This window comes from Flexivirga meconopsidis (assembly GCF_026162425.1).
In the GTDB taxonomy this organism is placed as follows: domain Bacteria; phylum Actinomycetota; class Actinomycetes; order Actinomycetales; family Dermatophilaceae; genus Flexivirga; species Flexivirga meconopsidis.
The window spans coordinates 914,571-940,030 of sequence record NZ_JAOBQJ010000002.1 but is presented as its reverse complement, the minus strand read 5'-3'; the positions used below and the strand labels follow the sequence as shown (position 1 = coordinate 940,030).

Below are 25,460 nucleotides of genomic sequence, written 5' to 3'. Positions count from 1 at the left end.
TGCCCAACCACCTCTCATGCTCGAACTGATACGCCGCAAGCTATGTCATATTTCATGGCCTGACCATCCCCGCGGTGCTATCCCCGGGGGTAGCCCTGAGACTGTGCAAACTCTGCCGTATAACCGGGTGGGTGCTCATCACGATCATGACGGCGGGGCTGGTGACCGCGCTCTGGGCGACCGCACAAGGCACCCTCACCAGCCTTTTCAACACCGCCGTGCACAGCGTGACCGGCGGCGGAAACTGACCCGATGCGATCTGGCGGCCGGCTGCCGTCCGACGCCGAACGTGGCTCTGCCGTGGCTGAATTCGCGATGGTCGGGGCGTTGGTGGTCGTCTTCTTCCTGGCTGCCTTCCAGGTCGGCTTCTCGCTCTATGTGCGCAACACCCTGATCGAGAACGCCGCCGAGGGTGCGCGCTACGGGGCTCGGGCGGATGCGACGCCGGCCGCGGGTGCCCAGCGCACCCGCGATCTCATCGGCGCGACGCTCTCCGGCCGCTACGCCGACCATGTCTCGGCGACGGTCGAGACCGAGGGCGGAGCGCGGGTGGTGCGGGTGACCGTGCGCGCACCACTTCCGGTCGTCGGCCCGTTCGGACCGTCCCAGTCGCTGACCGTGTCCGGCCGGGCGTTTCAGGAGTCCCAGTGATACGCAACGCGATTCGGCATACCTGTGACACGATCCGCCGCCGCACCGGTGACGCCGAACGCGGCAGTGCCCTCATCGAGTTCATCGTGATCGGGATACTGCTGACGCTGCCGGTCTTCTACCTGGTCATCACGCTGGCCAGATTGCAGGCGGGCACGTATGCCGTGGCAGCCGCGGCGCGTGAGTCATCACGGATGTTCGTCACCGCCCCGTCGGATGCGGCCGGCGCGACCCGCTCCCGAGCGGCGGCCGCGATGGCCTTCGCCGACCAGGGTTTCGGCGGGCGCGGGGGCGTGCGGATCTCGTGCAGCCGCACCCCCTGCCTCAGCCCGGACGGCACGATCAACTCTGTCGCCGACCTCGACGTCGACCTGCCGCTGATCCCGGACTTCCTGCGTGGCGCGGTGCCGTCGTCGGTGCATCTGCACTCCACTCACGTGGAGTCGGTCGATCGGTATCGCGCGCCATGAGTGGTCGGCTGCACGCGATGGCGAGCAGGCTCCCGCGCCGCGAGGACGACCACGGCCGGGTGGTGCTGCTCATTGCCGGGTTGTTCGCGGTGCTCGGCATGCTCATCGTCGGCGGCATCAACGTCACCGCACTGCAGCTGGCTCGCGTGCACGTGCTCGACGCGGCGGACGCAGCGGCTGCCGATGCCGCCGACACGATCGACGAGGGTGCCGTCTACCGCGGCGGACTCGGCGGCGCACTGGAACTGTCCGATGCCGGCGTGCAGCGCACCGCGGCCGGCAGTCTTGCCCGGCAGCAGTTGCCCGACCACGTGCTCGGCTGGCAGGTGGCCGGCGGCACCGGTGCGGCCGACAGTCGCACCGCGGCAGTGCGGGTGACCGCCGTCGTACGACCGCCGATCCTCGGTGGGCTGCTGTCCGGTGTGTTCGGCGACGTGCACGTGAGCGTGCAGTCCCGGGCGCGCGCCGACGTGGGCTGAGGCGGCGCCGTTCGGCATCCCGGACCCGACGCCGTACCCTGTGAGGTTGTGGCTACCGACTTCCCCGCAGAGATCAAGGCGTTGCGCACGACGATGGACTCCGTCCGCGACGTGACCGACCTGGACTCGCTGCGCACCCAGATCGCCGACCTCGAGCAGCAATCGGCTGCACCGGGCCTCTGGGACGACCCGGAGTCGGCTCAGCAGATCACCAGCCAGCTGTCGCGCGCGAATGCCGAGCTGGAGCGGGTGGAGACGATGGACAGCCGCATCGACGACCTTGAGGTGCTGGTCGAGATGGGCCAGGAGGAGAACGACGCCGACACGCTCGCCGAGGCCGAGAAGGAGCTCGCGGCGGTGCAGCAGGCGGTCGGCGAGCTCGAGGTGCGCACGCTGCTGTCCGGGGAGTACGACCAGCGGGAGGCGGTCATCACGATCCGCGCCGGCGCCGGTGGCGTCGACGCCGCCGACTTCGCCGAGATGCTGCTGCGGATGTACCTGCGCTGGGCCGAGCGGCACGGTTACCCGACCAAGGTCATGGACACCTCGTATGCCGAGGAGGCCGGCCTGAAGTCGGCCACCTTCGAGGTCAACGTGCCCTACGCCTACGGCAACCTGTCGGTCGAGGCCGGCACCCACCGCCTCGTGCGGATCAGCCCGTTCGACAACCAGGGCCGCCGGCAGACCAGCTTCGCCGCGGTCGAGGTGATCCCGCTGATCGAGCAGACTGACTCGATCGAGATCCCGGAGAACGAGCTGAAGATCGACGTCTTCCGCAGCTCCGGCCCCGGTGGGCAGTCGGTCAACACCACCGACTCGGCAGTGCGTATGACGCACATCCCGACCGGCACCGTGGTGTCGATGCAGAACGAGAAGAGCCAGATCCAGAACCGCGCCGCCGCCCTCCGGGTCATGCAGTCCCGGCTGCTCCTGCTCAAGCGCGAGGAAGAGGCCAAGCAGCGCAAGGAGCTGGCGGGCGACTCGACCGCCAGCTGGGGCGACCAGATGCGCTCCTACGTGCTGCACCCCTACCAAATGGTCAAGGACCTGCGCACCGAGCACGAGGTCGGCAACACCTCCGGTGTCTTCGACGGGGACATCGACGCGTTCATCGAGGCCGGCATTCGCTGGAAGCGCAACCAGGAACGCGCCGCCTGATCAGTGCGGTAGCTCAGGCTCCGGGGCAGCTGGGCGCCTTCTTCAGGTCCGCCGCGGCGGCCTCGTAATTCTTCAACGGCTGCTTGGCCGCGCTGACCCGGTTGAACCACTCGCCGTAGTAGGCGTTCGGGTCGTGCTTCTTCTGTGTGGTGTGCGTCATCTGAGTCTGGTGCGCCCTCCACTGGGAGTTGAGCACGGACCCGGTCGAGGCGACCTTGGCGAGCGCGGTCGCGCGTTCGCTGCACTGTTGCATCGCGGTGCGTTCCGCCGCCGGGATCGATGCGGTCCCGTCGCAGCCGCCGGCCTTGTCGTAGGCGGCCTTGTCCGCGTCGAAGGTCTTGATGTGACCGGGCCCAGCGGCCTTGGTGTCGGCCCAGATCTTCTTCGCCTTCGGCTCCGGGACCTTGCCGGCGTCGTAGTCGATCTGGGTGTAAACGTGACCTGACCAGTCCTGGTAGACCGCTTCGGCAGCCGTGGACAGAGCGCTGCCGGCTTTGACCTTGGCGCGGCATCCCTCCAGGGCGGCGGACGTCGCCGGGTTGCTACCGCTCGGGCTCGCTGCGCCCTGAGGGCTCGTCGAGGCGCTCGCGCCGTCCGTCCCCGGCCCGGCCGTGCGCGTTGCGGGGCGGTCGGACGCGGCCCGCGACGAGCCGTCGCGGTTGACCGCGAACGCCCAACCACCGATGCCGGCCGCCAGCAGCAGGGCGATGATCGCCGCGACCACCCAGCCGCCCTTGGCGCTCCCGCCCGAGCTCTCTGGCGCTCGGTGCCGACCTCTAGTCCTGTCCGTCACTGGGTTCCTCCCTCAATCTTTTGCCGGACCCACATTAGTCATGTGTCCAATTCCGTGCATCGAAATGGGGGCCGTCGGTTGCCTGCTCGGCGCGCCTGCAGGCCGGCGGAGATCCTGCGGCATACGGTGTTGGCGGCCACTCCCTGACCCGAAAAGGCTTCGCCGCGCACATGATTCGTCTCGAACACGTCACCAAGAGGTATGACGGGGGCGGCGCACCCGCGCTGGACGACGTGACCTGTGAGATCACCCGCGGCGAGTTCGTCTTCGTCGTCGGCGCCTCCGGCTCGGGCAAATCCACCTTGATGCGGTTGATCACTCGCGAGATCTCGCCGTCGCAGGGGTCGGTGCTGGTGGCCGGTCGCGACCTGGTGGCGTTGCCGGACCGGCAGGTCCCGGCGCTGCGCCGGGAGATCGGCGTGGTGTTCCAGGACTTCCGCCTGCTGGAGGGCAAGACGGTCTACCAGAACGTCGCCTTCGTGCTGCGCGTGCTCGGCACCAAACGGCACCGGATCAAGCAGTTGGTCCCAGAGACCCTCGACCTGGTCGGTCTGGACGGCAAGGCGGGCCGGCTGCCGCACGAGTTGTCCGGCGGCGAGCAGCAGCGCGTCGCCATCGCTCGTGCTGTGGTCAAGAAGCCGCCCATCCTGCTCGCCGACGAGCCGACCGGAAACCTCGACCCGGAAACCAGCGCGGAGATCGTCACGGTGCTCGACCGCATCAACAAGACCGGCACGACCGTCGCGATGGCGACCCACGATCAGGGCATCGTGGACGACTTCCGCAAGCGGGTGCTCGAACTCGCCGACGGGGTGCTCGTGCGGGACGAGGCGAGCGGCGGCTACCTGCGCGACGCGGACCGCTACGACGACCTGGAGGACGAAGCCTGATGCGGGTGACATTCCTGCTCGGCGAGGTCGCCAACGGCATCCGCCGCAACGCCTCGATGATCATCTCGGTCGTCCTGGTCTCGATGGTCTCGCTGTTCTTCCTCGGCGCCGGCCTGCTCGCCCAGCGTGAGGTCAGCGTCGCAAAAGGCTTCTGGTACGACAAGATTCAGGTGTCCATCTACTTCTGCACGAGCCAGTCGACCGGCACGCCGTCATGCACTGGCGGTGAGGCGACCAAGGCGCAGCAGGACCAGGTCAAGAGCCAACTCGAAGGCATGAAGCCGCTCGTCGAGCGCATCTACTTCGAGTCCTCCGGCCAGGCTTACGACCGTTTCAAGCAGCAGTTCAGGAACAGCCCCTACCTGTCCGACGTGTCGGCCGATTCGCTGCCTGCGTCATACCGGGTGAAGCTGTCGGACCCGGACAAATACTCCGACGTGGTGGATGCCTTCCGCGGGCAACCAGGGGTCGAAGCGGTCAGCGACCAAAGCCGGGTGCTCGGCACGTTCTTCAAACTGCTCAATGTCGTCAGCGTGGGCGCGGTCGGGCTCGCAGTCGTCATGGTGATCTGCGCAATTCTGTTGATCACCACCACTATTCGACAGGTTGCGTTCTCCCGACGTCGGCAGGTGAGCATCATGCGACTGGTCGGTGCCTCGTCGACGGTGATCTATCTGCCGTTCGTGATCGAGATCCTCATTGCGACGCTGCTCGGCGCTGTGCTCGCCATCGCGTTGCTCTGGGCACTGGTGCACTACGGCGTCGAGGGGCTGTTCAACACCCGCGGAGCCGGTGGCGATCTGGTCAGCATGATCGGCACGCAGGACGTGTGGGACTTCGCTCCCTGGTTGGTCGTCGGTGCGGTCCTGATCGCCCTGGTGACGGCGTGGTTCACCCTTCGACGGTTCCTTCGGGTGTAGGAGATTCGTATGTCGTTCGCACGAGCCAAGATCCGGCGCCGCGCCGTCAGCGTGGCAGCGGGTGCCACGATGGCCGCCGTCCTCGCGACGACCGTGCAGGGGGCGGAGGCGAGCCCGGACGATCAGAAGCGCGACGTCGACAAGAAGATCACCAAGACCCAGCAGAACCTCGACGACACCTCAGCCAAGCTGGTCAAGGCCAACAACGCGCTGAACGCCACGAACGCGAAGGTGAAGACCGCACAGACCACGTTGACCAACGCGAACACCCGAGTGACGAACGCGCAGAACCATCTGGCCGACATGCGCTCGCAGTTGGCGATCGCCAAGGCCGACGAGACCAAGAACCAGAAGACGCTCACCGCCAACGCCAAACAGCAGGCGGACTCCAAGGTGCTGGTCGGCGGAATCGCCCGGCAGAGTTACATGTCCGGCGGGCTCGGCAACTGGCAGCTCACGCTGAACATCCTGTCCAACCGGGGCGACGCGACGTCGCAACTGTCGATCGCGGACGTGGTCATGCGGCAGCAGAGCGGCGTGCTGACCAAGCTGTCCAGCGAGGAAGCCGCCGGCACGGCGGCGGACGACCGGCTCAGCGCAACCCGGCGGCGCATCTCCGACCTGACCGTGAAGGCGACCAACGCCGAGACCGCCGCCAAGACCGCGCAGACCAATGCGACCAACGCGCGAAACGCCCTGCTCGCTCTCCAGAAGACCCAGAAGACGCAGCGCGACGACCTGAGTAAGCAGAAGACCACCGAACTTGCCGACCTGAAGTCGCAGAAGGCGGAGTCGACTCGGCTGGCCGGCATCATTCGGGCCCGCAACATCGCGGCGGCGAAGGCCGCCAAGCGACCTGCGAAAACTGCGACGCAACCGGCGAAACCGCCTGTGCAGGCTGCCAAGCCGGCCAACGACGCACCCAAGGCAGTGGCGGCCGCTCCCAAGGATCCCGGCACGTCGGCAGGAGGGGGCGTGCTCGCCGCGCCCATGTCGCTCGGTTCGGCCGCCTCCGGCTTCGGGTGGCGGGTGAACCCGGTGCTCGGCGTGCGGCTGTTGCACGAGGGTGACGACTTCCCCTACGCCTGCGGCACCCCGGTGCGCGCGGCGGGCGCGGGCACCGTCGTACGGGCCACCTACGACAGCGTCGGCGGCAACAACGTGTTGATCGACCACGGCTTCCAGAACGGCACCAACCTGGCCAGCTACTACGCCCACTTCCAGTCACCGGCGGTGGTCAGCGCCGGGCAGAAGGTGACGCGCGGACAGCTCATCGGCTACTCGGGTACGACGGGACGATCGACCGGCTGTCACCTGCACTTCGGGGTGATGGCCAACGGAGTCTTCGTCAACCCGGGTCCCTGGATCAGCTGAGTTCGCCTGGCCCGCGCGGCAATCCGGTCTAAGCGCCGTTCCGGGGCGACTCGCGCAACGGCGCGACAGGGGAGTGCGCTCCGACCGGGCTGACGTGGATTGTCGCGGCGGTTAGTCGAGCGATCGTTGCGGTCAGACGTTGTTCGACGCGGTGGGCGATGGTGTGTGCGGTGGCGAGGGTGACGGCGTCGTCGATCGTCGCGTCGGCTTCGGCGTACAGGCTGTGGCCGATCCAGCGCAATCGAACCGAGCCAACGCCCACCACGCCTTCGGTGTCAGCGATAACTCGCCGCGCTGATCCGACCAGGCCGGGGTCGACCGCATCCATGAGCCGGGAGCCGACCTGCTTGACCGCAGACCGCAGCACTCCGAGGATCGCGACGGCGATCAGCAGCCCGATGACCGGATCCGTCCACGACCAGCCGACTGCGACCCCGGCTGCCCCCACGACTACTGCGAGGGAGGTGAATCCGTCCGTGCGCGCGTGCAAACCGTCGGCGACCAGCGCAGCAGACCCGATCTGGCGTCCGACGCCGATGCGGTAGCGAGCCACCAACTCATTGCCGGCGAAACCGATCAGCCCCGCGGCTGCGACCGCCCAGAGGTGCGACACCGTCTGCGGATGAAGTAGCCGCTGGATGGCTTCCCAACCGGCCAGCAGGCTCGACAGGGAGATCATCGCGACGACGAAGAGGCCGGCCAGGTCCTCGGCACGGCCGTACCCGTAGGTGTAGCGATCGTTCGCGGGCCGTTTGGCCAACCAGAACGCGATCAGCAGCGGTATGGCAGTAGCCGCGTCGGCGGCGTTGTGCATGGTGTCGCCCAACAGCGCGACCGAGCCGGTGAAGAAGACCACGACCGCTTGCAGCGCCGCGGTGATCACCAACGCGGCGAGGCTGATCCACAGGGCGCGGCGGCCGCGGGCGTCGGCTTCCAGTGCTTCATCCACCTGCTCCGCGGCGTCGTGCGAGTGGCCGCCGAACACGTCGGATACCGCGTGTCGAAGCCGACCCCACAGCCCATGGCCGTGACTGTGCGAATGCTCGTGATCTCGCCCGTGGTCGTCGTGCGGATGGTCGTGCCGGCTCATGACACGCCGGTGAGGCGGTGGTGCGCAGGAACGTCATCCAGTAGGTGCTCCACATGGCCGACGGTGTCGATCACCAACTGGCGCACGTGGCCGTTCTCCACTCGGTACAACACCGACGTGCCCTGCTTGCGGGTGGTGACCAGCCTGGCCATCCGCATCTTGGCGAGGTGCTGTGAGACCGCGGGCGCCGGCTTGCTCAGTGTCGACGCCAGCTGCGAGACCGACTTCTCCTCATCCAGCAGAAGTCCGGCCAGCTGCAGTCGCGTCGGATCGGCGAGGACGCGCAACACCTCGACCGCCAACGTGACCACATCGTCGCCCCACACCGGAGGATGCGTATTTGCGTGCATGCGCAGATAGTAGCGCTGTAATCCGGTTGTCCCGCGTCCGTAGACTGGTGGGATGGCCAAGAACGCGAAGAAGTCGGCGAAGAATGAGCCGGCCAAGAAGGTCGTCGCGACCAACCGCAAGGCGCGTCACGACTACCTGATCGAGGACACCGTCGAGGCGGGCCTGGTGCTGACCGGCACCGAGGTCAAGAGCCTGCGGATGGGTCGAGCGTCCCTGGTCGACGGGTTCGCCTCCGACCGGGGCGGCGAACTCTGGCTGGAGAATGTCCACATCCCGGAGTACCTCAACGGCACCTGGACCAACCACTCCGCCCGGCGACGCCGCAAGTTGCTGATGCACCGGCACGAGATCGAAAAGCTGCTCGGCAAGTCCCGCGAGTCCGGGCACACCTTGATCCCGCTGTCGATGTACTTCAGCGACGGCGGGCGGGTGAAGGTCGAGATCGCGTTGGCCAAAGGTAAGCGGCAGTACGACAAGAGGCAGGCGCTGCGGGAGCGCCAGGATCAGCGCGAGGCCGAGCGCTCGATGTCGTTGCGTCGAGCCCACTGAGCTGTCGGGTTCGTCACAGCTTGGCGGTTTATGCTCGGGTCATGAGCGGACTTCTCACCCGCCGTCCCGCACTGCGTTGGGTCGCTCCCGGCGCGGCGCTCGCAGTCGTGGCCACCGGTTCCCAGATCGCGGCCCACTGGCCGGCGGACGCTGCCACCAATCTCCCGCCGCGCACCGCCCAGCAACTTCTCGTCGACCTGCAGCGGGCGCAACCGAGCGCGCTGTCCGGCACGGTCAAAGCCACGTCGTCGCTCGGCCTGCCCCAATTGCCCGAGTCGGTGACGAGCGGCACCGGAAACTCATCGCCGCTGGCCCTGCTCGCCGGCAGTCACACCGCCAAGGTTTGGTATGACGGCAAGACCTCCGCGCGCGTGGCATTGCTCGGCGACGGCTCGGAGACCGATCTGGTGAGCAACGGCGGCGGCCTGTGGTTGTGGCAGAGCGCCGACAAGTCGGTGCTGCACGTGCCGGCTCCGTCCGGCGGCACTCAGCGTTCGACCGATCACGACAAGGATCCGCAACTGCCCGCCGAGCTGAGCACACCCGAGGGCGTGGCATCGTGGGCGCTGCGCATGCTCGACCCCTCGACTGCGGTCACCACGAGCAGCAACGAGCGCATCGCCGGACGCGCCGCCTACCAACTCGTGCTCACCCCGAAGACCGCGGGCACCAAGATCGGTTCGGTGCGGATCTCGATCGACGCCGCGAACCAAACTCCGCTGCGGGCGCAGGTTTTCGCCAAAGGTGCGAGCAACCCGGCCATCAACGTCGGCTTCACCTCCATCGACTACGGCAAGCAGCCGGCCAGCAGGTTCGACTTCACCCCGCCCCCCGGTGCCAAGGTCACGCAGGCCACGCCGCACCCGGGGAAGCCGAAGTCCGGTGATGCCTCCGCGGCCACGACCAACGGCTCGGCAACGCCGCCGAAGGTCGTCGGCAAGGACTGGGCCAGCGTGGTCGTCGGCAAGCTGCCCCCGAAACAGACTGTCGCCAAGGACGACTCGTCGTTGCAGCAGGCGCTACGGCTGCTGCCGGAGGCGTCCGGCAGCTGGGGTCGTGGGCATCTGCTCAACACCGCACTCTTCACCGCGGTGATCACCGACGACGGCCGATACGCGGTCGGTGCCGTGCCTGCGTCGTCGTTGTATGCCGCCCTCGGTCGCAGCTGATCCCGCCTCCGCAGTCGCGGACGGGGGATCGGGCGGCGCGCCATACGCTGTCGAGACGCGAGGACTGACAAAGGTTTTCGGCAAGCAGCGCGCGGTGGACGGCATCGACCTGCGGGTGCCCAGCGGCAGCGTCTACGGCTTCCTCGGACCGAACGGCTCCGGCAAGACGACGACGATCCGGATGCTCATGGGTCTGGTCGCACCGACGAGCGGCGACCACGACATCCTCGGACGACCGATGCCCGCGGAGCTCACCAGCGCTCTGCACCGGGTGGGTTCGCTGATCGAAGGCCCGGCGTTCCACCCTTACCTGACCGGGCTCGCCAACCTGCGGCGGCTGGATGCTGCGGACGCCCGGTCCGAGGCGCGCAGCAGTGCCGCACGCATCAACGCCGCCCTGGAACGGGTCGGTCTGGAACCTGCTGCGAACAAACGCTTTCGGGCGTATTCGCTCGGCATGAAGCAACGCCTGGCGATCGCGGCCGCACTGCTCGCGCCGCGTGACCTTCTCGTGCTCGACGAGCCGACCAACGGACTGGACCCGCAGGGCACCCGTGAGGTGCGACATCTGGTGGCTGGGCTCGCCGCGGACGGCATCACCGTGCTGATCTCCAGCCACCTGCTCGCCGAGATCCAGCAGATCTGCACCCACGTCGGGGTGATGAGCGCCGGCAAGTTGGTGGCGCAGGGTGGCATCGACGACTTGCGGGCGAGTCAGACCGCGCAACTGACCGTGCACACCCCGGACCCGACCGATGCCTTACAGGTGCTGCGGCGAGCAGGGGTTGCACGGTTGGCCGCGGACGGCGAGGTCGTCACCGGCGAGCCGGGCCGGCTCGCGCCGGAGCGGTTGGTGGCCGACCTCGTGACGGCCGGTGTGCGGGTGCAGCGCTTCGGCATTGACCGGCCCAGCCTCGAGGACCTCTACGTCTCGCTCACCGGCGAAGGTTTCGAGGTCAGGCAGTAATGCGCGGGCGGCGGTCATGAGGTTCCTGCTGTCGGAGCTGCGGCTGATTGCCGGGCGGCGGCGCAATCAGGCGGGTCTGCTCGTCCTGATCGCCATGCCGGTGCTGTTGGCGGTCGCCGTACGCCTCACCGAGGACAACCCACGTGGTGGCGGACCACCCGGCTTCATCGATCAGATCGTCGGCAACGGCGTCTTCGTCGCGTTCGCGGCGCTGACCTTCGAGATCACCATCTTCTTCCCGCTTGCGATTTCGATGATCAGCGGCGACGCGATCGCGGGGGAGGCGCACTCCGGAACACTGCGCTATCTACTCACGGTCCCTGCCGGCAGAGTGCGCGTGCTGATCGTGAAATACCTTGGCATTGTTGCTGGTTCGGTCGTCGCGGCCCTATCGGTTGCGATCGTCGGCGCTGCGGTCGGCGCGGCGATCTTCGGCACCGGCCCATTGCTGACGTTGTCCGGCACCCAGATCCCGCTCGGCACCGGCCTCGGTCGACTCGCTCTGTCGGCCCTGTATGTCGCACTCGGGCTGTGCGCCCTCGGTGCTGTCGGTCTCTTCCTGTCCACGCTCACCGAGCAGCCCATCGCGGCGACCGTCGCGCTGATGGTCGTGACCTCCGCCATGTGGGTGCTCGACGCCATACCGCAATTGTCGGCTCTGCACCCATGGCTCTTGGTCGACAGGTGGCCGGCGTTCGCCGACCTCATGCGAGACCCTGCGGACTACGCGGCAGTCACCGAGGGCATCCTGGTCGACCTCGGCTACATCGTGGTGTTCCTGCTGGCGGCCTGGGCCCGCTTCGCCGGCAAGGACATCACGAGCTAGCCGACCTCGCGATTGGGTTGTGGAGCGTGCCGACCAGTTGCAGCGCCCCGGCCGGGTCGGCGAGATCGACCATCTGCTGGTTGTTGCGCAGCTGCAGCCGGTTGAGGCAGGACAGCGCGAACTCCTCGGCGAACAGGTCGAACCGGTCGAAGCGTTCCTGCAGGTCGGGCTCGGATCGCTGGTCGTCCCTTGCCACCTCGGCGACCGTCGTCCAGAACTCGTCGGCAGGAAGGGTGCCCTCGGCGTGCAGGATCGCGCTCAGTTGCCGCAGGAAGCAGTCGAAGACATCGGTGAAGATCGACAACAACTGCAAGTCGTCCGGCACGTCGACCCGCACGCGTTCGACCTCCTCGGGCAGAGGCGTGCTGGTCGACATGACTGCGATCTCTTCGGCCAGGTCCTTCATGATCACGCGTTCGACTGCGCCGTCGTTGAGGACGAGGATGACGTTCTCCCCGTGCGGCATGAAAACCAGACCGTAACGGTAGAAGCAGTGCAGTAGCGGCACGAGGTAGGCGTCCAGGTAGCCGCGCAGCCACTGGGCGGGGGCCAGGGCGGATTGCTCGATCAGCGCGCCCGCGATCGAGTCGCCGTTGCGGTCGACGTGCAGCAGGGCCGCCATCGTCGACAACTGCTGTCCGGGCTCCAACTGAGGCACCGGGCTCTCCCGCCAGAGTGCCGCCAGCATCTTGCGGTAGGGCGAGTATCGGTCGGTGGCATCCTCGAACTGCGTTGCGCGGTAACCGATTGCGGCCCGTTCGCGGATGATGCTGACGCCGGTGCGTTTCAGCGAGTCGTCCGCCGCAATCACGTCTGCGAGCCAGTCGTTGATCGCCGGTGTCGCCTTCATGTAGGCCGCTGACAGGCCTCGCATGAACCCCATGTTGATCACCGAGAGCGCGGTCTTCACATAGTGTTTCGACGGGTCGCTGACGTTGAAGAAGGTGCGCACGGACTGCTGCGCGCGATAGGCGTCGTCTCCTTCGCCGAGTAGCACGAGGCGCTGCTGGGCGACTTCCGCAGCGAACGTGACCGACAGCTTGTTCCACCACTGCCATGGGTGCACCGGGATCAGTCGGTAGTCGTTCGGGTCGAGGTCACGCCGGCGCAGCTGATCGTCGAACTGCGTGGTTTGGTCGCCGAGCTCGGCGTGGATGAACTCGTCGTAGGACGTATCACGACTGCAGGTGAAGGTGGCGAGGTCACGCCGGGCGGCGAGCCAGAACAGTTGCACTTGCTGCGCGGACTCCGGTGCGAATGCTCGGTATTCGTGAGAGCCCCAGCCGACGCGGCCGCTGTTGGCGATGAAGCACGGGTGCCCGCTGAGCATGCCCGCCTCGATGTCCTGGAACCCCGCTGCGACGAGCTGCCGGCTGGTCATGGGCGGGACGGACAGCTTGAATGCCACCGCGGACAATGTCGACGCGATCTCCTCCAGGTAGACCGGGAGGATCTGGTCGGTCAGTCCGAGCGCGGTGCGGAAGTCGAGCACGAACTGCATGAGATCGAGTGGACAGCCGGTGTCAGCCGAGTTGCAGATCACCGAGTCGGCGTCGATCTGCCAGTGGTCCAGGGGGAGCCGCTGCGCCGCGAAGGAATAGGTGGTCGCGCCGTCGTCGGCGGTGACCGCCCAACGGCCGTCGTCCAGCTCGACCGGCCGCAGGAGTCGCTCGTGGCTGAACTCGGACAGCGCCTTGGCCAGCAGGAAGCGATTGGCGGCCGCCCAGTCGTGCGGGTTGAGGTGGCCGACTGCGTCGTGGGGCGGGGTGCGGTATGGCGTTGTCATCTCTAGAGATTCGCTGGTTTTGAAGTCTTCTCGGGTGCACACGCTGAGCAGTGCCGTCTTGGCCGGCAGGGTGATCTCGCGCAGCGGCACGAAGCCGACGGCCGCGTTGAGACGGTGCACGGCGGTGTTGGCGATGTCCGGCTCGACGACCACGCGGCGCACGGCATCGTCGGCGAAGATCATCGACAGCACGGCGGTGATCACCGACCGGGTGAAGCCGTGCTTGGGGGTGTCGGTGGGGGCGACCAGGAAGTGCATTCCGACGTCACCGGGTGCTGCGTCATACGCACCGACGAGCTCGACGTGCGCGGGGTCGTAACGTTCCATCAGGAACGCCGGTTGGCCGTCGACCATGCCGAGGAACGCCTCGTGGTGCGGATCGTCGTCGATGCGCCGATATTCGGCGGCGACGTCCGCGATCGAGGCGTCGGACATCATCCAGAACGACGCCTTGGGGTGGGTGACCCAGGCGTGCAGCAGTGCCGCATCGACGTCGGGTTCGACTCGGCGGAGGGTGAATTCGCCGTTGCGGTCGCGGTAGACGGTCGGCGACTGCAAAGTCATGAGGCCACCCCCGCGGGCGCGCCGAACTCCTGGAAGGCGATGGACTTCTCCACCGGGTACACCTCGCGGCCGGTGAGCTCGCGCACGATGCACGAGTTGCGATAGGCGCCCATGCCGAGGTCCGGTGAGGAGACGCTGTGCACGTGCTCCCCGGCGCTCTGCACGAACACCTGGCGACCGTGTTTGTCCACCGTGTAGTCGCGCGCGATGTCGAAGCGGCCGCGACTGTCGAGGCGCAGGCGGTCGTGGATCGGGGCGAGAAAGCTCGGCATCGGGTAGTGGTAGCCGGTGGCGAAGATCAGGCCTTCGGTCTGCAACGGGAAGCGCCGATCCTGCTCGTGGTGATGCAATCCCAAGGTGTACGAGCCAGATTCGGCGTCGTACGAAGCGCTCTCCAGCGTGGTGTTGGTGAGTAGCCGGGTAGGTGGACTCGAGTGCAGACTCTGTGCGTAGAGCTCGTCGAAGATGTCGTTGATCAGGTCGGCGTTGATCCCCTTGGACAGTGCCTTCTGCTCCTTGGTGAGGCGATAGCGGTCGTCTTCGGGCAGCCCGCTGAAGTAGTCGATGTAGTCGGGTGAGGTCATCTCGAGCGTCAGCTTGGTGTATTCAAGCGGGAAGAATCTGGGTGATCGGGTGACCCAATTCAGTTGGTAACCATGAGCTTCCCGGTCGCCGAGCAAGTCCGCGTAGACCTCCGCGGCGCTCTGTCCGCTGCCGATCACGGTGATGCTCCGCTTGGCCTGAAGCGCCTGCTTGTGCGTCAGGTAGTCCGAGTTGTGCAGTGCGTCCCCGGCCAAGTCGGTGGCCGCGCGCGGCAGACGGGGAGTGCTGCCGGTCCCGAGCACCAGCCTGGGTGCGCGGTGCTCCACCAGGTCCCCGGATCCCGACCGGCGAGAAAGGACGCGGTAGGTGGCGTCGCTTTCGTCATACGTCACCGTCTGCACGTCGTGACCGAACCGGATGCTGGTCAAACCGTCGGCGGCCCAGCGGCAGTACTCGTTGTATTCGCGGCGGAGCGGGAAGAACGACTCGCGGATGTAGAAGGGGTAGATCCGCCCGCGCTGTTTCAGGAAGTTGAGGAAGCTGAACGGCGAGGTCGGGTCAGCGAGGGTCACCAGATCGGCGAGGAACGGCACCTGCAGTGTCACCCCAGGCAGCATCATGCCGGGGTGCCAGTCGAATGCCGAGCCGCGCTCGAGGAAGACCCCGTCGAGCTCGTCGAGCGGCTCGGTGAGACAGGCCAGGCCGAGGTTGAAGGGGCCGAGGCCTATGCCGATGAAATCGTGTGTGGTCATTGCGTTCTCGACCCTTCAGGAGGCGAACGACGATTGGGCGGGCAGGTGGGCGGACGCGTAGCCGGCGATGAGTTCGACGACCTCGGCGACGTCGGAGATGGTGGTCCGTGGGTTGAGCAGGGTGAACTTCAAGAAGGTGCGGCCGTCCACGGTCGTGCTTGCGATCATCGCTTCGGCGTTCGCTGAGAGTTGTTCGCGGGCAACGAGGTTCGCGGCGTCCGAGCCGGCGTATCGGAAGACGACGGTGCTGAGATCGGATGGCGCGAGCACCTCGAACCGCGGGTCCGCCGCGATCAGCTGGTAGGCGTCGTCGGCCAGCTCGATCACCCGGTCGAACAGCTCGCCGATCGCTTCGGCGCCCATGACCCGCAGCGTCAACCACAGCTTGAGGGCATCGAAGCGGCGCGTCGTCTGCAGCGACTTGTCCACCTGATTCGGAATGCCGGCGCGCGCCATACGAACCGGGTTGAGGTAGTCCGCGTGGTGCCGGCCAGCGTCCATCCATTCGGCGCGACGGACCAGGATCGCGCTTGCGCTGACCGGTTGGAAGAAGGACTTGTGGAAGTCGACGGTTGCCGAGTGCGCGTGCTCGATGCCGCGCAGCAGGTGACGACGCGTCGGGGAGGCCAGCAGGCCGCCGCCGTATGCCGCATCCACGTGCAACCACACCGGTTCCGGCTGCTCCTGCACGATCTCGGCGATCGAGCGCACCGGGTCGATCACCCCGAAGTCGGTGGTGCCTGCGGTGGCGACGACGGCCATCGGAATCGCGCCCGACGTGCGTGCGGCGGTGATCGCCGCGCGCAGCCCGTCCGCGCGCATCCGGCGGTGCTGGTCGGTCGCGACGGTGACCACGGCATCCGGGTGCAGACCGAGCAGGCGCGCGGCGGTCCGCACGCTGAAGTGGCTGTCGGCAGAAGCGAAGACCCGCAGCCGCGCAAGGGCCTCGACGCGGTCGGCAGACTGCGCGGCGATGGCGTGCTCGCGGGCGAGGTAGAGCGCGTGGAGGTTGGACTGGGTGCCTCCGCTGGTGAAGACTCCGTCGGCGAGCTGCGGATCGAAGCCCAGGCGTTCGCAGGTCCAGCCGATCAGCCGCTGCTCGATCAGCGTCCCGCCGCCGCTTTGGTCCCAGGTGTCGAGCGACGAATTGACAGCGCTGGCAATGGCATCCGCGACAACCGCAGGGGTCACCACCGGACAGTTGAGGTGCGCGAGGTAGCGCGGGTGGTGGAAGTAGACCGCATCGCGCAGGTAGAGGTCGTCGAGTTCGCGCAAGGCGGCCGCGGTGTCGCCGAGCGGCCGCTCGAGATCGACGGCGTCGACATCGCGGCGCAGCGCGCCGTGGTCGGCTCCCGAGAAGGCTGCGGTGCAGTTGCCGAACCGTGCGGACACCATGCCAACGGCACTGATCGCGTCACGTTCGTAGTGGGCCGGGCCCCGTCCATCGAGCAGATGGTCGGCCGGATCCGGGAGCAGGGACATCGCGTCCTCTCGTCGCTGGCAAAGGCAAGGCTAACCTAACAACAAAACGCCTGTCTGATGCAAGATGCCACGCGTCACACCCTCGCGTCGGGCGGTGGAGAACCGCGAAAGGCCCTGGGAACGTTGCGTTCCCAGGGCCTTTCGGGTCGGTCGTCAGTCGGTGGACTTGCGGGTCAACCGCCAGAGAGTGATCGCCGAGTAGATCGCGGCGAGCACGAGCAGCATCACGATCGACAGCGTCCACACGCCGGCGGAGTGCTTCCACAGCGGGTCGTCCTGGGAGACCAGGATCGACCGCACATCCGTGGTCGCCGCCGACGCGGCATACCCCCATCGGGCCGGCGTCAGCCAGGAGAACTGCTCGAGGCCGAGGCGACCGTTGACCGGGAAGAGGCCGCCGCAGAGTGCGAGTTGGGCCATGATCGAGATGACGAGCGCGGGCATAGCCTGCTCCGACGTACGCACCACACTCGACAGCAGCAATCCGAGCGACGCCGCCGCGAACGCGGTCAGCCAGCAGGCGACGATGATCTCCAGAGTCGGTGACCCGAGCAGGATCGCGCTGTCGGGCATCGGCTTTCGCAGACTCACCAGCAACACCATGAGGGCCGACTGCAGGAGCGTGAGCACCCCGAAGATCGTCAGCTTGCCCCACAGGTAGGCCTGGGGTGAGAGCCCAACGGCCTTCTCCCGGTTGTAGATTGCGCGTTCTCCCACGAGTTCGCGGATCGTCGCAGCGGTGCCCATGAAGACTGCGCCGATGATCAGGAAGACCAGCAGTTGCAGCGGCTCGGTGGTGTGGAAGCGCACCTGGCCCGGTCCGACGCCCATCGGCGGTTGCTGCTTCAAGCCGTAGCTGCCGGGGACCAGCATCGCCACGAGCGCGAGCGCGATCGGCAGCACCAGCATGAAGATCGAGTAGCCACGGTCGGCGAGTATGACGCGCACGTGCCGCCGCGCCAGCGTCGACAGCTGGGACGGGATGCTCTGCTGCCGGGGCGGCTTCTCGAGCGGGGGAGCCTCTCGGCGGGGGGCGCTGAGCGGGCCCTCGACCTGCTCGTCCTCCATCGGTGACTCGCGGAAACGCTGCTGCGCGCCGTCGGGGTCGGCCGTGACTGCGTTGAACACGTCTGCGTAGTCCTGCGCGCCGAAGAACCCGAGCAGCTCGCCGGGCGGGCCGAAATAGGCGACCTTGCCGCCGGGTGCGAGCAGCAGCACCTTGTCGCACACATCCAGGTTGGCGACGCTGTGGGTGATGACGCCGACCGTGCGTCCACCGTCGGCGAGCCCGCGCAGGGTCTGCATGACCTGCTTGTCAAGGCCCGGGTCGAGGCCCGAGGTCGGCTCGTCGAGGAAGAGCAGCGACGGCTGGGTCAGCAGCTCCAGGGCCACCGACGTGCGCTTGCGCTGGCCGCCCGAGAGCTTGTCCACCCGGGTGTCGGCGTGCTCGGTCAGCCCGAGCTCGGCCATCACCTCGTCGACCCGCTTGTTGCGCAGCTCGTCGGGCAGGTCGTCGGGGAAGCGCAGCTCCGCGGCGAAGCGGAGCGCCTGCTGCACGGTCAGCTGCCGGTGCACCACGTCGTCCTGCGGGACCACGCCGATGCGGTGCCGCAGGTCCTGGAAGTTGCGGTAGAGGTCTCGGCCGTCGTAGTAGACCTCGCCCTCGGTCGCCGGTTGCGAGCCGATGAGCGCCTTCAGCATGGTCGACTTCCCGGCACCCGACGGGCCGATGATCGCCAGCAGGCTGGAGCCCTCCAGCGCGAAGGACACGTCGTCGAGCAATTTCTTGCCGCTGTCGAGCGTGAAGGTCAGGTGGTTGGCGACGAAGTTGACGTCGCCTTCGTCCACGCTGGCGACCAGCTGCCCTTGCCGAACAGTGAAGCGGGAGTGGCCGATCGCCAGCAGGTCGCCTTCGCCGAGCCGGCCGGTCGCGACTCGCTGACCGTTGATGTACGTGCCGTTCCGGCTGCCGAGATCCTGCACCTCGAAGCCGCCGCCGGACGGCACCAGGCGCGCGTGCTGACGAGAGGCCAGTAGGTCGTCCAGGACGATCTCGTTCTCGAGTCCACGCCCGATGGTGATCGCGCGTCCCGCCCCGGCACCACCGGGTGCCGGCTCCACCGGCATGACTTGCGGGACCGAGCCGGTGACGGTCGCACGACCGCCCGCGGCGACCGGGGTGCGCTGCTGGATCGGACCGCTCGGCAACGAGTAGCGGTCGAACACCACACCGGTGTTGCTCGGTGACTTCGGCAGCGGAGCAACCCCCTGCTTCTTGCGCGGCAGCGGCTGGCTCATCGAGGACTGCGGTGCGGACGTCGGCGCCGGCTGCGTGCGGTGCACGTGCTGGGTCGGTGCCGGGGCAGCTGGTGCCGGCGTCGAAACCCCCGGCATACGTGCGGCGACGCCGGCCGGTGCGGAGCGCGCACTCACCTGCGGGCCTGCCGCACCGCCGAGCCGCAGCTGACTGCCGGGGCCGAGGGCGACCGGGACGGTGATGCGTTCGCCGTCGACGAAGGTGCCGTTGGAGCTGCCGAGGTCGGTGACGGTCAGCGTCGCTCCGTCCAGGCGCAACTCCGCGTGCCGACGGGACGCGAGGGCGTCGGTGATGACGAGGTCGCAGTCCAGGTCGCGGCCGATGACCGCATTGCTCCCGGACGCGAGTGAGATCGTCCGCCCCTCGCAGGTGATCTCGACGGTGGTCGTTGTGGCCACGGTGACGCGTCCCCCATGTAAGTGTCGACTCGGGCGCGTATGGCGGCGCGTCCCTTCCCGGCTGCACACCTTAGTGCGGACGGAGCCAGGTCGCCTCGTCGTCTCTGAGGGGGCCAACCCCTACTCAGATGTTGAGCAGCCAGCCGTCTCGCACTTCGAAGGTCGCCGCGCCGATGCCGATGCGGTCACCCTCGGACAGATGCGTGCGTTCGACGCGGCGTCCGTTGACATAGGTTCCGTTGCGACTGCCGAGGTCTTCCAGCACCAGGCCCTCGGCGTCCGCGGTGATGCGGACGTGCTGCCGCGATACCAGCATGTCGTCGAGCACGATCGAGTTGTCGCGTCCGCGGCCGATGGTGAGTGCGTCGTCGCCGGGTTCGTCCTGCGGCGTCGGCTCCGGCACCGCGGGCGTGGTCACCGTCGGGGCATACGCGATGTCGGCGTCCTGCCGTGGTGCCGGCTCTGCCTCCCGAACAGGCTCGTATGACGGGGCTCGCTCCTCCGACGGCTGCTGCTGCTGCGGGGAGGGGGGCGCCTGCCTCGCCTCCGGCGACTGCTCTGCCGGCTGCGGCCGGTAGGGCTCCGGCGGGGCCGGCTGCTCGGCCGGAGCAGCGGGGGCGGCGCCGTGCGATGCCTGCCAGTCGCCGACGACCTCCTGGGCGGTCGGCGCTGCGCCGGCCGAGACCCACGGCTGCTGCGGTGCGGCCGGTTCGGGTGCGGCAGCGGGGGCGGGCCGCTCGGGTGCGTCCTGCGCCGGGGCGTCCTGCTTGGCTGCCTCCGGAGCCGGAGCCGGAGCCGGAGCCGGAGCCGGAGCCGGAGCCGGAGCCGGAGCCGGAGCCGGAGCGGTCGCGGCCGGCGCCGACGCGAACGCCGCCGGACCGTCCCACGCGGGCGCTCCCGATGCCGGTTGCGGCGGACCCCACTGGATCTGGGCCGGTGCGGCCGGAGCCGAGTAGCCGTAGTGCGGGGTCTGGCCAGAACCCTGTTGGCCATAACCCTGTTGGCCGTACGCCTGCTGGTCGTAACCCTGTTGCCCGTTGTCCTGCGGCGGCTGCTGGGCCCACGGCTGGTCGGCCGGTGGACGGCCGTATTCGCCGCCCTGGCTGCCGTATTGCGGTTCGCCGAAGCCCGGGGCGGGGGCGCTTCCGTCATACCCACCGGGCTGCGAGGGGTGGGGCTGTTGTCCCCACTGCTGCTGCGAGGGGTCGTGCGGGTTGCTCATCGATGCCTCCGGGACGAGTCTGCGTGGGCTCCGGCAAGGGTAGCTCTCAAGTGAAAACGAGCACATCTTGCACGAAATCGGAAGTCGAGCCCGGACTCAGATGTTGAACCAGAGGTAAACCGGCCCATGCGGGCACTAGCGTGGGAGGGCCGGTTTCGGACGACCTAGGGGTCGTCACCCGACGGAGGTAGGTGCAGATGTCTGAATTCAAGCAAACACAAGGCAACTCGGCGGCGATGCCGGCTCACGGTCACGTGCCGACCGGTCGGCACCGGGTGGTCATCATCGGCTCCGGCTTCGGTGGGTTGTTCTCCGCCCGGGCCTTCGAGCACGCCGACGTCGACGTGACCTTGATCTCGTCGACCACCTACCACCTGTTCCAGCCGCTGCTCTACCAGGTGGCGACCGGCATCCTCTCCGAAGGACTGATCGCGCCCTCCACCCGGGAGGTGCTGGCCAAGCAGAAGAATGTCGAGGTCGCCTACGGCAAGGTTGTCGACATCGACCTGCAGAGTCAGACGGTCACGGCGAGCGCGCTCGGCACCGACACCATTTACGACTACGACTCGCTGATCGTGGCCGCCGGATCGGGCCAGTCCTACTTCGGCCACCCGGAGTTCGCGGTCTACGCACCCGGCATGAAGAGCATCGACGACGCGCTGGAGCTGCGCGGCCGGATCTTCGGCGCGTTCGAACTTGCAGAGATCGCAGCGGCTTCCGGGCGCCACCAGGACCTCGAGCGGCTGATGACCTTCGTCGTGGTCGGTGCCGGCGCGACCGGTGTCGAGATGGCCGGGCAGATCGCGGAGTTGTCCAAGCGCACGCTGCCGCACGACTTCCGCAACATCGCCTCCGAGGACGCGCGCATCATCCTGATCGACGCCGCCGACGCAGTGCTGCCCGCGTTCGGTGACCACCTCGGAGCCAAGGCGCGCAAGAAGCTGGAGTCGATGGGTGTCGAGGTGTGGCTCGACACCAAGGTGACCAACGTCGACGCCGACGGCATCGAGGTCGAGACCGCGGCCGGCAAACAGGAGCGCATTCCGGCGCTCACCAAGGTTTGGGCGGCGGGTGTGCAGGCGAGCGAGCTCGGCAAGACGCTCGGCGAGCAGTCGGGCGCGGAGCTCGACCGCGCCGGCCGCATCAAGGTGCAGCCCGACCTGAGCCTGCCCGGCTACCCCAACGTGTATGTCGTGGGCGACATGATCTCGCTGGACAACCTGCCGGGTGTCGCGCAGGTCGCTATCCAGGGCGGCAAGTTCGCTGCCAAGCAGATCCTGCACCGGCTGAAGGGTGAGGCCACCGACGCCCGGTTCAAGTACTTCGACAAGGGCTCGATGGCCACCATCTCGCGGTTCAGCGCGGTGGCGAGCGTGGGCAAGCTGCGTTTCTCCGGCTTCATCGCCTGGTTCATGTGGCTGGCCGTGCACCTGTTCTACATCATCGGCTTCAAGAGCCAGCTCGGCACGTTCTTCCACTGGGCGGTGTCGTTCCTCGGCCGGGCGCGCGGCGAGCGCACCTCGACAGAGCAGCAGATCTTTGCTCGAAACGCGTTGGACGAGAGCGGTTTCCAGGCCAAGGTCCCGCTCGGTAGTGGCCGAGCTCTCCCGGAGCGCACCCCGGACCCCAAGCGCGACGCCGGCTGATCGCGCGCCGGTCGCCATACCTCCCGACGGGGAGCATCAACGAGGTATGACGACCGGCACGCGGCGGGTCAGCCCTCGTGGCCCTCGAGCGCGACCAGGACGCCGGCGGTCGCGAAGTACTTGTTGGAGCCGAGGTCACGCACGGTCTTGATGCCGAGCAGATCCTTCAATGCCTCCGTGTGACGCGGGGTCAGTCCGGCGAGGGCGTCGACCGGCGCGTCGAGGATGTCCTTCAGCTCCTTGTCTTCGTAGGCCTTGTCGAGCTTCTTGGCGAGGTTCACCGAAACTGCCATGAGCATGCCTCCTGATGGGGAGTGGAAAGCGCGGCCGGGCGGTCCGGCGGTGCCAGGTCGATCGTGCTCCAGGGGGTTGCCGCGAACAAGGGCCCCGGGTGAACTCCCAGGAGTTGTTCAGCCGGCATGCCGCGTAGGGTGCGGGCATGCGGCCTGACTACCCGATCGCCACGCACCGGCTGGACAACGGCCTGCGAGTCGTCGTCTCACCGGATCACTCCGTGCCCACGGTGGCGGTCAACCTCTGGGTCGGTGTGGGGTCGCGGCACGAGCAGTCCGGACGCACCGGGTTCGCGCACCTGTTCGAGCACCTGATGTTCCAAGGCTCGCAGAACGTCGCCGAGGGCGAGCACTTCGCGGCGCTCATGGCGCAGGGGGCGCAACTCAACGCCACGACCTGGGTCGACCGGACCAACTACTTCGAGCAGGTGCCCACCGGCGCGCTCGAGCTCGCGCTCTGGTTGGAGGCCGATCGCCACGGCCGACTGCTGCCCGCGGTGACCCAGGCCAACCTCGACAACCAGCGGGACGTGGTCAAGGAGGAGAAGCGGCAGCGCTACGACAACATGCCCTACGGCAACGCGTTCACCGAGCTGACCGAGCTGGTCTTCCCCGACGGCCACCCCTACCACCACTCGACGATCGGTTCGATGGACGACCTCGACGCGGCGACTCTCGACGACGTGCATGCGTTCTACCGGCAGCACTACCGACCGGACAACACCGTGCTGACCCTGGTCGGCGACATCCAGCCGGACGACGGATTCGCCCTGGCCGCAAAGTATTTCGGCGAGCTGACCAACCCGGACCATGCGCCGGCGCCGCCGCTCGACCCGCCGCTGCCGCCGCTGGAGAGCCCCGGCCGATTGGAGCGGGTCGCCGACGTACCGGCAAACCGGGTGTATCTCGGTTTCCGGTTGCCGGCAGGCAACACCGACGAGTTCATCGCCGCCGAGGTGACCTTCGACGTCCTGGCGGGCTTGGCGACCTCCCGTCTCTACCGCCGCATGGTGCGCGGTGAGCAGGTCGTCACGCACGTGTCGCGCAATGCCGGCGGCCGGGTCGACGGCACCTCGATGGGTGCGCTGGTCTTCGACGTGGCCGACGGGGTGCCGGTCGAGCAGGCCGAGAAGATCGCCGCCGAGGAGCTCTCCCGGCTGGCCGCCGAGCCGCCGACCGACGCCGAACTCGAGGCGGCCCGCGCCGACGTCGAGCGCTGGTGGCTGCAGAGCCTTGCCCAGCAAGACGAGCGTGCCGACGTGATCAGCGCCGGGATGCTGCTGTATGACGACCCGAATCAGCTCAACACCTACCTGGACCGGGTTGCGGAGGTCTCGGCCGAGGATGTGCGACGCATCGCCGGCGCCTACGTCCGGCCCGAGACCGCCGCGACGGTCGTCTATCGCAAGGAGCAGAACTGATGGTGCAGCCCCGCCCGGTCGTCGCCGCAGCGGAACCATGGACCTTCCCGACCGGGACCCAGCACACGCTCGACAACGGGATGCGCGTGCTGCTCTACAACCGTCCCGGGCAGCACATCACCTCCACTCGTCTGGTCCTGCCGGTGCCGCTCGCGGTCGAACCCCGGCAGCTGGAAGGAGTCGCCACCCTCGTTTCGCGCACGATGGACGAGGGCACCGCGAGCCATTCGGCAGACGAACTCGCCGAACTCTTCGAACGTGACGGCATCGCCCTCGCTGCCGGCTATGGCGCGAGGGGTATGACGGTCGAACTCGAAGCAATGGCAAGCCGATCCGCGCGCGGCTGGGAGCTGCTGACCGAGTGCCTGCGCGAGCCGGTCTTTCCGCAGGAAGAGGTCGAGCGCCACCTGAAGCAGCGGCTCGCGGAGTACGAACAGGAGCAGGCTTCGCCAGGAGCCCGGGCGGCGCTGGAGTGGGCGGAGGCCTTCTACTCGCCCGACTCGCGCGCCTCGCGGTCCGCCGCGGGCACACCGGAGACGGTGCGGGCCATCAGCCGTGACGACGTTGCCGGTTTCCATGCCGACTGGGTGCGGCCGAACGGCGCGACCATCGTCGTCGCGGGAGAGCTGGACGAGGCCGCAACCGTCGCCGCACTGAACGCGACGCTCGGCTCCTGGCAGGTGAACGGCGAAGCGCCTCAGTCTGATTCGCCCGCCGCGATCGTCGCCGGCGGTGGCCCGCGCATTCGCTTCGTCGATCGACCGGGCGCGGTGCAGACCGAGGTCTACGTCGGTTCGTTCGGGCCCGACCGGCGCGACAAGCACGGCTGGGCGCCCTATCCGGCACTCGGTTTCGCCGTGGGCGGCTCGCCGGGGGCGCGGCTGGACGCGGTGCTGCGCGAGGAGAAGGGCTACACCTACGGGTTTCGCGCAGGCTTCCGCCCGCGTGCGGTCGGTGGGGTCTTCGTGGCCTCCGGCTCGGTGCGCAGCGACGTCACCGTCGAGGCGACCGAGCTGACCTTGTCGATCCTGGACGAGGTGTCGGGCAAGCCGCTCACCGCGGAGGAGACGCGGTCGGCGGTCGACTACATCGGCAAGACCGCCCCGGCGCGTTACGCCACCGCGGACGCCGTGGCGGACGAGGCGGCCGCGCTCGAACTCGACGGGCTGTCAACGGAGTTCGTCTCGTCATACCTTGCTCAGCTGGCGACTCTGACCCCCGACGACCTGAACGCCGCGTGGGGCGCCTACGCAGGTGAGCCGCGCACGGTCGTCCTCGTCGGGGACGCCGAAGCCCACGCGGAGGGCGTGCGCGGACTGGGCCGCGGCGAGGTCACCGTCGTCGGGTGA

Annotated in this window: 23 protein-coding genes; 14 read left to right on the top strand and 9 right to left on the bottom strand. The window is 68.0% G+C overall.

Annotation, left to right across the window (positions count from 1 at the left end; genetic code table 11):
* Window positions 1-300 precede the first annotated feature (300 nt).
* The 4 genes from N2M23_RS09755 to prfB are packed head-to-tail and all read left to right on the top strand — an operon-like array spanning window position 301 to window position 2,758.
* Window positions 301-651, top strand: coding sequence for a TadE family protein (locus tag N2M23_RS09755; protein WP_265445081.1), 351 nt, complete (start codon window positions 301-303; stop codon window positions 649-651).
* Window positions 648-1,121 carry a pilus assembly protein gene (locus tag N2M23_RS09750; RefSeq protein WP_265445079.1) on the top strand — a complete coding sequence of 158 codons (474 nt, stop codon included), beginning with the start codon at window positions 648-650 and terminating at the stop codon, window positions 1,119-1,121. Before N2M23_RS09755 ends, N2M23_RS09750 begins: the two co-directional genes overlap by 4 nt.
* 17 nt (window positions 1,122-1,138) lie before the next feature.
* Window positions 1,139-1,600, top strand: coding sequence for a hypothetical protein (locus tag N2M23_RS09745; RefSeq protein ID WP_265445077.1), 462 nt, complete (start codon window positions 1,139-1,141; stop codon window positions 1,598-1,600).
* A gap of 48 nt (window positions 1,601-1,648) precedes the next feature.
* Window positions 1,649-2,758: a peptide chain release factor 2 gene (prfB, locus tag N2M23_RS09740; RefSeq protein ID WP_265445075.1), complete on the top strand. Its 1,110-nt coding sequence runs from the start codon at window positions 1,649-1,651 to the stop codon at window positions 2,756-2,758.
* 13 nt (window positions 2,759-2,771) lie between these two features.
* Here prfB and N2M23_RS09735 read toward each other — a convergent pair whose 3' ends face one another.
* Window positions 2,772-3,551 carry a hypothetical protein gene (locus tag N2M23_RS09735; protein ID WP_265445073.1) on the bottom strand — a complete coding sequence of 260 codons (780 nt, stop codon included), beginning with the start codon at window positions 3,549-3,551 and terminating at the stop codon, window positions 2,772-2,774.
* Between the two features lie 170 nt (window positions 3,552-3,721).
* On the opposite strand from N2M23_RS09735, the gene ftsE reads away from it, so the two are divergent.
* Genes ftsE through N2M23_RS20695 form a run of 3 tightly spaced genes read left to right on the top strand, consistent with a single transcriptional unit; the run spans window position 3,722 to window position 6,735 of the window.
* The gene (ftsE, locus tag N2M23_RS09730; RefSeq protein WP_265445071.1) at window positions 3,722-4,441 is read left to right on the top strand and encodes a cell division ATP-binding protein FtsE; all 720 of its coding nucleotides are present in this window, start codon (window positions 3,722-3,724) and stop codon (window positions 4,439-4,441) included.
* On the top strand, window positions 4,441-5,361 hold the full coding sequence (ftsX, locus tag N2M23_RS09725; RefSeq protein WP_265445069.1) for a permease-like cell division protein FtsX: 921 nt from the start codon (window positions 4,441-4,443) through the stop codon (window positions 5,359-5,361). The genes ftsE and ftsX overlap by 1 nt, the downstream gene beginning before the upstream one ends.
* Window positions 5,362-5,370: 9 nt before the next feature.
* Entirely contained in the window at window positions 5,371-6,735 is a 1,365-nt protein-coding gene (locus N2M23_RS20695; protein WP_279671900.1) for a peptidoglycan DD-metalloendopeptidase family protein, read from the top strand.
* Between the two features lie 28 nt (window positions 6,736-6,763).
* Here the strand turns inward: N2M23_RS20695 and N2M23_RS09715 are convergent, their stop codons facing one another.
* Window positions 6,764-7,825, bottom strand: coding sequence for a cation diffusion facilitator family transporter (locus tag N2M23_RS09715; RefSeq protein WP_265445067.1), 1,062 nt, complete (start codon window positions 7,823-7,825; stop codon window positions 6,764-6,766).
* Complete coding sequence (locus tag N2M23_RS09710; protein WP_265445065.1) at window positions 7,822-8,175, bottom strand: ArsR/SmtB family transcription factor; 354 nt, start codon at window positions 8,173-8,175, stop codon at window positions 7,822-7,824. Before N2M23_RS09710 ends, N2M23_RS09715 begins: the two co-directional genes overlap by 4 nt.
* 52 nt (window positions 8,176-8,227) lie before the next feature.
* Here N2M23_RS09710 and smpB point away from each other — a divergent pair, with 52 nt between their 5' ends.
* Genes smpB through N2M23_RS09690 form a run of 4 tightly spaced genes read left to right on the top strand, consistent with a single transcriptional unit; the run spans window position 8,228 to window position 11,687 of the window.
* Window positions 8,228-8,725 (top strand): SsrA-binding protein SmpB, encoded by a 498-nt coding sequence (gene smpB / locus N2M23_RS09705; protein WP_265445063.1) that lies wholly within the window; start codon window positions 8,228-8,230, stop codon window positions 8,723-8,725.
* A gap of 41 nt (window positions 8,726-8,766) precedes the next feature.
* Window positions 8,767-9,894: a LolA family protein gene (locus N2M23_RS09700; RefSeq protein WP_265445061.1), complete on the top strand. Its 1,128-nt coding sequence runs from the start codon at window positions 8,767-8,769 to the stop codon at window positions 9,892-9,894.
* Window positions 9,872-10,861, top strand: a complete 990-nt coding sequence (locus N2M23_RS09695; RefSeq protein ID WP_265445059.1) for an ABC transporter ATP-binding protein — start codon at window positions 9,872-9,874, stop codon at window positions 10,859-10,861. Before N2M23_RS09700 ends, N2M23_RS09695 begins: the two co-directional genes overlap by 23 nt.
* Before the next feature lie 16 nt (window positions 10,862-10,877).
* Entirely contained in the window at window positions 10,878-11,687 is an 810-nt protein-coding gene (locus N2M23_RS09690; protein WP_265445057.1) for an ABC transporter permease, read from the top strand.
* Here N2M23_RS09690 and N2M23_RS09685 read toward each other — a convergent pair.
* The 5 genes from N2M23_RS09685 to N2M23_RS09660 form a co-directional block, all read right to left on the bottom strand.
* Window positions 11,677-14,037, bottom strand: coding sequence for a GNAT family N-acetyltransferase (locus tag N2M23_RS09685; RefSeq protein ID WP_279671898.1), 2,361 nt, complete (start codon window positions 14,035-14,037; stop codon window positions 11,677-11,679). The genes N2M23_RS09690 and N2M23_RS09685 overlap by 11 nt on opposite strands.
* Complete coding sequence (locus N2M23_RS09675; protein WP_265445055.1) at window positions 14,034-15,332, bottom strand: lysine N(6)-hydroxylase/L-ornithine N(5)-oxygenase family protein; 1,299 nt, start codon at window positions 15,330-15,332, stop codon at window positions 14,034-14,036. The genes N2M23_RS09685 and N2M23_RS09675 overlap by 4 nt, the downstream gene beginning before the upstream one ends.
* A 15-nt stretch (window positions 15,333-15,347) precedes the next feature.
* Complete coding sequence (locus N2M23_RS09670) at window positions 15,348-16,814, bottom strand: pyridoxal phosphate-dependent decarboxylase family protein (protein WP_279671896.1); 1,467 nt, start codon at window positions 16,812-16,814, stop codon at window positions 15,348-15,350.
* Window positions 16,815-16,967: 153 nt separating this feature from the next.
* Window positions 16,968-19,529 carry an FHA domain-containing protein gene (locus tag N2M23_RS09665; RefSeq protein WP_265445053.1) on the bottom strand — a complete coding sequence of 854 codons (2,562 nt, stop codon included), beginning with the start codon at window positions 19,527-19,529 and terminating at the stop codon, window positions 16,968-16,970.
* A gap of 124 nt (window positions 19,530-19,653) precedes the next feature.
* Window positions 19,654-20,751: an FHA domain-containing protein gene (locus N2M23_RS09660; protein ID WP_265445051.1), complete on the bottom strand. Its 1,098-nt coding sequence runs from the start codon at window positions 20,749-20,751 to the stop codon at window positions 19,654-19,656.
* 197 nt (window positions 20,752-20,948) lie between these two features.
* Between N2M23_RS09660 and N2M23_RS09655 the strand changes: the two genes are divergently transcribed.
* Window positions 20,949-22,397: an NAD(P)/FAD-dependent oxidoreductase gene (locus N2M23_RS09655; RefSeq protein ID WP_425270210.1), complete on the top strand. Its 1,449-nt coding sequence runs from the start codon at window positions 20,949-20,951 to the stop codon at window positions 22,395-22,397.
* 68 nt (window positions 22,398-22,465) lie between these two features.
* Here the strand turns inward: N2M23_RS09655 and N2M23_RS09650 are convergent, their stop codons facing one another.
* On the bottom strand, window positions 22,466-22,690 hold the full coding sequence (locus N2M23_RS09650; protein WP_265445049.1) for a hypothetical protein: 225 nt from the start codon (window positions 22,688-22,690) through the stop codon (window positions 22,466-22,468).
* A 146-nt stretch (window positions 22,691-22,836) separates the two neighbouring features.
* Here N2M23_RS09650 and N2M23_RS09645 point away from each other — a divergent pair, with 146 nt between their 5' ends.
* Window positions 22,837-24,111 carry a M16 family metallopeptidase gene (locus tag N2M23_RS09645; RefSeq protein WP_265445047.1) on the top strand — a complete coding sequence of 425 codons (1,275 nt, stop codon included), beginning with the start codon at window positions 22,837-22,839 and terminating at the stop codon, window positions 24,109-24,111.
* Entirely contained in the window at window positions 24,111-25,460 is a 1,350-nt protein-coding gene (locus tag N2M23_RS09640) for a M16 family metallopeptidase (protein ID WP_265445045.1), read from the top strand. Before N2M23_RS09645 ends, N2M23_RS09640 begins: the two co-directional genes overlap by 1 nt.

Bases quoted from the DNA above. Each gene is read 5' to 3' on its own strand.
- N2M23_RS09745 (WP_265445077.1), top strand. From the start codon at position 1,139: ATGGCGAGCAGGCTCCCGCGCCGCGAGGACGACCACGGCCGGGTGGTG.
- ftsE (WP_265445071.1), top strand. From the start codon at position 3,722: ATGATTCGTCTCGAACACGTCACCAAGAGGTATGACGGGGGCGGCGCA.
- ftsX (WP_265445069.1), top strand. From the start codon at position 4,441: ATGCGGGTGACATTCCTGCTCGGCGAGGTCGCCAACGGCATCCGCCGC.
- N2M23_RS20695 (WP_279671900.1), top strand. From the start codon at position 5,371: ATGTCGTTCGCACGAGCCAAGATCCGGCGCCGCGCCGTCAGCGTGGCA.
- N2M23_RS09715 (WP_265445067.1), bottom strand. From the start codon at position 7,825: ATGAGCCGGCACGACCATCCGCACGACGACCACGGGCGAGATCACGAG.
- N2M23_RS09710 (WP_265445065.1), bottom strand. From the start codon at position 8,175: ATGCACGCAAATACGCATCCTCCGGTGTGGGGCGACGATGTGGTCACG.
- smpB (WP_265445063.1), top strand. From the start codon at position 8,228: ATGGCCAAGAACGCGAAGAAGTCGGCGAAGAATGAGCCGGCCAAGAAG.
- N2M23_RS09700 (WP_265445061.1), top strand. From the start codon at position 8,767: ATGAGCGGACTTCTCACCCGCCGTCCCGCACTGCGTTGGGTCGCTCCC.
- N2M23_RS09695 (WP_265445059.1), top strand. From the start codon at position 9,872: ATGCCGCCCTCGGTCGCAGCTGATCCCGCCTCCGCAGTCGCGGACGGG.
- N2M23_RS09690 (WP_265445057.1), top strand. From the start codon at position 10,878: ATGAGGTTCCTGCTGTCGGAGCTGCGGCTGATTGCCGGGCGGCGGCGC.
- N2M23_RS09685 (WP_279671898.1), bottom strand. From the start codon at position 14,037: ATGACTTTGCAGTCGCCGACCGTCTACCGCGACCGCAACGGCGAATTC.
- N2M23_RS09675 (WP_265445055.1), bottom strand. From the start codon at position 15,332: ATGACCACACACGATTTCATCGGCATAGGCCTCGGCCCCTTCAACCTC.
- N2M23_RS09670 (WP_279671896.1), bottom strand. From the start codon at position 16,814: ATGTCCCTGCTCCCGGATCCGGCCGACCATCTGCTCGATGGACGGGGC.
- N2M23_RS09660 (WP_265445051.1), bottom strand. From the start codon at position 20,751: ATGAGCAACCCGCACGACCCCTCGCAGCAGCAGTGGGGACAACAGCCC.
- N2M23_RS09655 (WP_425270210.1), top strand. From the start codon at position 20,949: ATGTCTGAATTCAAGCAAACACAAGGCAACTCGGCGGCGATGCCGGCT.
- N2M23_RS09650 (WP_265445049.1), bottom strand. From the start codon at position 22,690: ATGGCAGTTTCGGTGAACCTCGCCAAGAAGCTCGACAAGGCCTACGAA.
- N2M23_RS09645 (WP_265445047.1), top strand. From the start codon at position 22,837: ATGCGGCCTGACTACCCGATCGCCACGCACCGGCTGGACAACGGCCTG.
- N2M23_RS09640 (WP_265445045.1), top strand. From the start codon at position 24,111: ATGGTGCAGCCCCGCCCGGTCGTCGCCGCAGCGGAACCATGGACCTTC.